The following is a 5,802-nucleotide window of genomic DNA, read 5'->3' on the forward strand; positions in this document are numbered from 1 at the left end:
GACCACAAGCCGGGACAGCCGAGGGCCGGAGCGGGGCAACCTAGGGTCGGAGCGGGGCGGCCGGAGGGGGGGGGGAGGATGGGCCGGACAGTTAGGGCTCGTGGAGTGAGAGGAGTACAGGTATGACGACCGAGACCCTGACTACCCAACTCATGTACGACGGCCACCAGATGCACGACAGTCATCACGTGTACGGCTCGACTACCAGGTGTACGGCGACTACCAGGTGAAGGCCGGGTTGACCTTCATGCAGGCCTTGTCGTCGGCGCCGTTGAGCGCGTCCGCCGACTCCGGGGTCTTGTCGTCCTCCTTCTCGGCCTTGTACGCCGTCCCGTCCCGCCAGTCGGCGCCGACGACGAGGGTGACACCGCTGACGTTCGTGGACTTCTCCACCTGACTCACCGGGATGCCGAGGGCCTTGGCGACCGCCTGGGCGTCGCCCTCCAGTTCGGCGCTCGGGTAGCGCACGACTGTCTTGTCCTCGGCGGTCGCGGTGGTCGAGTCGGACGAGGCCTTGGTGAAGCCCTCGTCGACGAGCAGCTGGGAGACCGCGTGGGCCCGGCCGCCGACCGCGCCGAGGGTGTCGGTCATGGTGCCGTTCTGGACGAGGACACCGATCTCGTCCTTCGCCGCCGCCGGGTCGTCGGAGGTCTTGTCCTCGGTGGTGGTCTTCTTCTTGTCCTTGCCGTCCAGCGCGATGTCCTCGCGCACCAGCCGGAATAGCTTCTCCGCGTCGCCCTCCTTGGGCACGACGCGCGCGCCGACGTACGTGTACGGCATCGTCGTCATCGTGATCCGGGCCGGTTCGACCTTGCGCAGCTCGGTGCTGAGGTCGTAGAGGTCCGCCACCGAACCGAGGCCCTCGTCGACGGTGAGGGCCTTCGTGGCCTCCTCGGCGAGCTTGCGCAGCTTGTTCGGGTTGCTGATCGTGGCGTTCTCGCGCAGCTCACGGACCATCGAGTTCATGTACTGGTGCTGCGCCTTGGCGCGCGCTATGTCGCTGCCGTCCTCGAAGCCGTACCGGGTGCGCAGCCACTGCAGGGCCTGCTTGCCCTTGATGGACGTGGTGCCCTTCTCCAGCTTCAGCCCCGAGCCCTTGCCCGTGCTGGTGTGCGAGTAGATGTTGTCGGTCACGCACACCGGTACACCGCCGATCGCGTCGGCCATGGACACCACACCGGAGAAGTCGACCATCATGAAGTGGTCGATGTGTATCCCGGTCAGCTCCTGCCAGGTGGCGACCGTGCAGCCGGGGCCGCCGCGGCGCAGCGAGTCGTTGGTCATCGCCGAGGTGCTCGCGTCGTACACATCGCCGGTGTCGGGGTCGGTGCACTTGGGAACGGACAGCAGGGTGTCGCGGGGCATGCTGATGACCGACATGTTGGAGCGGTCGGCGGACAGATGCAGCAGCATCTGGACATCGGCGAGCGGTGGCCCGTTGAAGGTCTCCCTGGCGCCGCCGAGCTTCTGGTTCTCCTTGGTGTCCCGCGCGTCGGAGCCGATGAGCAGGATGTTCAGCGGGGTCTGGCCGGCCGCGTTCGGCGTCGGCTCGGCGATCTTGGTGTCGCCGAGGTTCAGCTTCTCCTTCTTGATGTTGCTGTTGAGGTGCTGGTAGTAGAGGTAGCCGGCACCGGCGGTGCCGAGTATCACCACCGCCAGGACCGTCGCCGACCAGCGCAGTACCCGCCTGCGGCGCGGGCGTCCGGGGGCGTCGACGTGTGTGCGCCCACCGCCGCTGCCGCCGCGACGGCGGCCCCGTCCGCGCTGTTGCGGGACTCTGGCGTCGGAGCCGTCGTCATCTCCGTGCGAGCCGTCCTTCCGGTCCGTCTCCCGCTCGCCGGGTTCCTCGACACGCGGCTGCCCCCCGTCCCCGCGCACGTCGCTCCGTACCATCTCCCTGCCCCTCCCCGCCCTGGCGTGCCGACGGGTCCGCGCCCGCCCTCTGTTGGACCGTCGAAACCCCAACTGGGATGTACTCATGCTCTGTTGAACGCGTCATGCGTTCCGCCCGGATGACACCCGGACGTCATGCGCCGCACACCCGCACCGGTCCGGGCCCGCTCACGTACGTCTGTACGTCCGCTGTACGTCCGGTCGGACGCCGTACGCGGATACGGACACGGCTCGGTGCGGCGGCACCCGCCGCCGATGATCACCGGAAGCCGTCGGCCGGGCGCATCGTCGCGCCCGCCCGGCGTTCACTGCACCTTCGCGCCCTGTCAGACGCGTGGCGACCCCGTCAGGTCACCATCGCTCGTCAACTGGCGCACTTCTTCTTGTCGGCGGTGTTCTTCTCGACGTCCAGATCCGCCGCCGACGACCCGTTCAGCGGTACCCCGGCGCCCTTGAAGTCCTTGCCCAGGGTCAGGACCATCGCGGGCAGTCCCTGGGAGTTGGTCTCGCTGTTGCCCTTGCCGGGCTTCAGCGCGGACGCGGACAGCCCCATGAGGTCGGCCAGCTTGCGTGCCTGGTCGGCCTGGGCGGGGTCGTACGCGAGGGTCGTCTTCGACAGCGTCTCGTCGGCGTTGCCGAGCTGGCTCGACTTGGTCACGCCGACATCATTCTGCATCCAGTTAAGAGTGTCCTGTGCGCTGCCTGCGGGTGCGCCGCCGTTGTAGACGTTGACGCGGATGTCGGAGGCCTTGGCGCGCGTGCCCTTGAGCTTCGCGGCCTCCTTCTCCTTGGCCTGCTTCTTCACCTCGGTGAGCGAGATGTCGTTCCGGATCGTCTCGAAGAGCTGCTCGGCCTTGCCCGGCGTGGGCAGCACGGTCGCTCCGTCGGTGTTGTCGACGACCGGCACCGTGGTGAAGGTGATGTTCTTCGTCTTGACCTTGCCGACCTCCTGGCCCAGCGAGGCCAGCTTCTTGATGTCGGCGATCTTCGAGTCCACGGACAGCGCCTTGGTGGCGGCCTCCGCCAGCGACAGCACCTTCGACGGGTCGGTGAGCGTGTCCTCCGACTTCATCTGGCGGATCATCGAGCTCAGGAACTGCTGCTGCAGCTCGATCCGGCTCAGGTCACTGCCGAGCCCCACGCTGTAGCGGGTGCGCAGGAAGGCCAGCGCCTGCTCGCCCTGGATGACGTGCTCGCCCTCGGAGAGGTTCAGCTTCGACTTCTTGTCGTTGATGGGCTTCGCGAGGCAGACCTTGACGCCGCCGATGGCCGTCGAGAGCGTCTTCACCGCGTTGAAGTCGGCCACCATGAAGTGGTCGGGGGTGATCCCGGTCAGCTCCTTGACGGTCCGCATCGTGCAGCTGGGGGTGCGGCCCTCCTGCCCGAGGCTCGTGTTGAACCGGACGTCGCTGGAACCGCGGATGACCTCCTTGGAGCCGTCCTCCTGCGTGGTCGGGCAGTCGGGGATGTCCACGATCATGTCGCGCGGGATGCTCATCGCGGTCGCGTTCGTACGGTCCTTGGAGACATGCAGCAGGATCGTGGTGTCCGCGTGACCGACGCTCTCCGCGTCGCCGTACTTCTCGTTGCCCGCACCGGTGCGCTTGTCCGTGCCGATCACGAGGAGGTTGATCGCCCGGTCCTTGCTGAAACCGCCGGTGCCCGCGCCGTCGTCCGGGATGGCCTCGATGTTGTTGTTGAGGTGCCGGTAGTACAGATAGCCCGCGGCGCTCACGGCGACCAGCACGAAGGCCAGTGTGCCGCCGGTCCAGATCAGTATCCGCTTGCCCACGGACTTCTTGGGCTTCGTACGGCCCCGGCCGCCGCGCCGGCCCGGTAGCGGCTCCTCCGCGGGCGCCCCGCGCCGACGGCGCGGCCCCGGGACGGTGTCGGGAACGTCCCGCGTACCGGGCAGCGTGGTCGCGGACCGCGCGGTCGTACCGGCGCCCGCGCCGCCCGCCCTCGCGCCCGCCGCGGCGGGTGTGGCCCTGCGTGGCCTCGGTACCCCTGATTGCGGTGCGGAAGGGGTCAGTCGCAGTTCGTATTCACCGGTGCTCGGGTTGAGTACCCACTGGTCTGCGGGGTCGATGTCGTCCGCCCGCCCACGGCCTTGCGCGTCCACGGTTGTCTGTTTCCTCCGTCGGGGCCACGCGGCGTCTTCCCCCTCAAAAGACGCTCGGGTCTCGTGCAAGTGGTGCGCGACCGAGAGGGCCTGGCACACCGGATCGCTCACACTAGCCGCCCGATCAGGCGTCAAGCGACGGCGGTGACAAATTCCACGTCCCTACAACTGGGCAATCTGCCCATTTCCTAGAGCATTTGTTCCTCGTGTTGACGTGCGTTTTACCTGAGGAGCCCCTCTTTGGCCACTCGCGAGCCTCTTCGGGGGTCACTCGCAGGCTTCCTCGGCGGCCGTACTTCCGCGGAAAGTGGGCATCGGGTCGGAGCTGAGCGGGGGTGTGCGGGTGGGTGCGGGCGAGGGCGAGTCAGGAGATGTGAAAGCGGGGGGCCTCGAAAGCCGCTCCGCCGAATGTCCTTCCCGCATCCCCTTCGGGAGTTCGCTTGTCACCGCGACCGGCACGTCGGAACGCAGCCGCTCGAAAAGCCGGTGTGCCGCCGGTTCGACCAGCTCGTCCCGATTCGCGTCACGGGTATATGACTTCCGAGGAACGGTCAGGAATTGCACCTTTTCCATTGGAATTGTGCGCAAACCGCGTACGAGGTCGTAGAGTCCGCGCAGGCTTGCCAGCCCCGGGTCCGTGGTGAGTGACGACGTGGCCGCGTCGAGCAGCGGGTACAGCTTCACCGGGTTGAGCAGTACGCCGTTGCCGCGCACCTTCGTGGCCAGTGCCGCCAGGAAGCGCTGCTGCCGGTCCATCCGCTCGGTGTCGCTGCCGTCGCCCAGTGATTTGCGCGCGCGCACGTATCCGAGCGCCTGTTCCCCGTTGAGTCGTACCTTTCCGGCGGGGAGGCGCAGCTTCGCGGCCTTGTCGTGGATGGGCGTCGCCAGACAGACCTCCACCCCGTCCACGGCGTCGACCACCCTCTTGAATCCGCTGAAGTCCACGACGACGTGGTGATCGATCCGGATGTCGGTCAGCCTCTCCACGGTCCGAATGGTGCAGGCCGAACCTCCGCTCTGGAAGGCGTGGTTGAACAGCGTGAACACGGGCTCGGTCCGGCTTCCGTCGCGCCTTCTGCAACTCGGCACATCCACCATCAGGTCCCGGGGCAGCGAGACGGCTGTCGCGCTGTGCCGGTCCGCCGCGAGATGCAACAGGATCGTCGTGTCCGACCGCTCGGTCCCCGAATCCCGTCCGTACTCACCGTTGCCGTCTCCCGACCGTGAGTCGGACCCGATGAGCAGGATGTTCTGGGCGCCCCGCACCAACGCGGTGGGCCGCTCCTTCTCGAACCGGGCCAGCTCATCCGCCGCCGAGGTGTCCGATGTGATGTTCCCGTTCAACTTCGCGTAGGCGCCCCACGCGACCCCCAGGGTCCCGAGGGCGAAAGCCGCCGCCCCGCCTGCCGTCCACCGCACCCACCGGCGCCGACGTATCCGCTCGCCAAGGCTGGGAGAGGCCCCGACGCCCGGCCCGACCCGCCCCGACCTACCTCCACCACCACTCACGTTCAGATCACCCCTCCCGGTGCACGAGCGGGTCGTCCACCTATGACGATGGCGTGGGGTGGGGGTGGGGGCGGCTGGGGGTAGGCCGAATGGGGGAGGGGCGCCGGCTGCGGGCTCGGGGGGTTCTGGGGTGCGGCGGGTGCGGGTTTGTGCGTGGCTGGTCGCGCCCGCGCGGCGGAGCCGCATATGTCACAGCCCCGCGCCCCTTTGGTAGCGGCTGCGCCGCTGTCCGCTTGGGGGGTGGTGGATGGGTCGGGTCCGTGCCGGTGTGTGGGTGG

At 68.2% G+C, this 5,802-nt stretch carries 3 protein-coding genes; all 3 read right to left on the reverse strand.

Annotated elements, in window-relative coordinates; all coding sequences use genetic code 11:
• Nucleotides 1-219: 219 nt before the first annotated feature.
• The 3 genes from STRIP9103_RS14525 to STRIP9103_RS14535 all read right to left on the reverse strand — a co-directional run bounded on the left by STRIP9103_RS14525 (nt 220) and on the right by STRIP9103_RS14535 (nt 5,710).
• Nucleotides 220-1,893 (reverse strand): LCP family protein, encoded by a 1,674-nt coding sequence (locus STRIP9103_RS14525; protein ID WP_048820287.1) that lies wholly within the window; start codon nt 1,891-1,893, stop codon nt 220-222.
• Between the two features lie 364 nt (nt 1,894-2,257).
• A complete protein-coding gene (locus STRIP9103_RS14530) occupies nt 2,258-4,015 on the reverse strand; it encodes an LCP family protein (protein ID WP_009310688.1) in 1,758 nt (585 codons plus the stop codon).
• Nucleotides 4,016-4,282: 267 nt separating this feature from the next.
• Nucleotides 4,283-5,710: an LCP family protein gene (locus tag STRIP9103_RS14535; protein WP_009310687.1), complete on the reverse strand. Its 1,428-nt coding sequence runs from the start codon at nt 5,708-5,710 to the stop codon at nt 4,283-4,285.
• Nucleotides 5,711-5,802 lie beyond the last annotated feature (92 nt).

The sequence above is a fragment of the Streptomyces ipomoeae 91-03 genome (assembly GCF_000317595.1).
Classification (GTDB): Bacteria; Actinomycetota; Actinomycetes; order Streptomycetales; family Streptomycetaceae; genus Streptomyces; species Streptomyces ipomoeae.